The following is a 1,200-nucleotide window of genomic DNA, read 5'->3' on the forward strand; positions in this document are numbered from 1 at the left end:
TTCTAAATTTAAGGTAATATTTAATTGAGCCATAATAATCTTCCTTTCAATGTTTGTCTGTCAACTACATTGTACCAAAGAGATTATTATGGTTTTTTACTTTTACACAATTATATGGGCTTTATCTTATTCATCACTGAATTATAAAGATATGTTAGCAACTCAAGCAAAAGGTGGTGTCATTCGCCGCTACCCAATGATTCCCGGGATTGACTTAAGTGGAGAAGTTGTCGAAACGACAGACGATTCTTTTGAAGTGGGGCAAGAAGTGCTCATTACAGGTTATGATTTAGGTGTGAATCACACGGGTGGCCTAGCCCAATACGCTCAAGTGCCTTCTGAATGGATCATTCCGGTGCCAGAAAATCTAACTTTAAAAGATGTTATGACTTATGGGACAGCTGGGTTCACAGCAGCCCAATCTGTTCGAGCACTTGAACAGCATGGTATGGATCCGAAATTGGATCAACAAATTTTAGTCACTGGTGCTTCCGGTGGCGTAGGGAGTATTGCCTTAGCCATCCTAGTCAAAGCCGGCTACCAAAACGTTACAGCAATGATCCGTAAAGACTATCAGGAAAAAATTGTTAAAGATATTGGCGCGCATCAAATCTTATGGGCAGATGATATTGGCGAGAAAAAAGCCCTTGCTTCTCAAAAATACGACTACGTCTTAGACACCGTCGGAGGCGATGTTGCCGCAACTCTCATCTCGCAAATTCAAGAAAAGGGAAGCATGAGTTTATGCGGAAATGCAGCGGGAGTAAAATTAGAAACAACCGTCTTGCCATTAATTCTCAGAGGCATTAACTTACTAGGGATCAACTCAGTCAACGCTTCTCAAGAAGAACGCGAAACAATCTGGAACAACTTGGCGGATTCATGGAATGTTGTTGATAATTTAAACACGAAAACAATTAAACTAGATGACGTTTCTGAAACAATTATCGCCTTAAAAGAAGGCTCACACGTTGGTCGAACAATTGTAGAGATGAATTAGAGATTAAATAGAGAACCGTAATTTGAGAAAATCATGGTTCTCTTTTTTGAAAATGCACCTCAAGCCAAATGAAGTGAACTGGTCCTATAGTCAAGGACTATTTGAGCCACATTTTGAGTGCAGCTACTCTTCAATTTCAATCGTTCTGATGTGCGGTAATGCAGGTGTTGAGTAAATATCTGCTAAAGGATAGACATTGG

At 39.9% G+C, this 1,200-nt stretch carries 1 protein-coding gene; it reads left to right on the plus strand.

Annotated features, from left to right (window positions below; translation table 11 throughout):
• The first annotated feature begins 88 nt into the window (after positions 1-88).
• Positions 89-1,000, plus strand: a complete 912-nt coding sequence (locus ACEN31_RS11530; protein ID WP_407109478.1) for a YhdH/YhfP family quinone oxidoreductase — start codon at positions 89-91, stop codon at positions 998-1,000.
• Positions 1,001-1,200: the final 200 nt, after the last annotated feature.

It is taken from the genome of Ruoffia sp. FAM 26255, from assembly GCF_045528525.1.
Lineage (GTDB): Bacteria > Bacillota > Bacilli > Lactobacillales > Aerococcaceae > Ruoffia > Ruoffia tabacinasalis.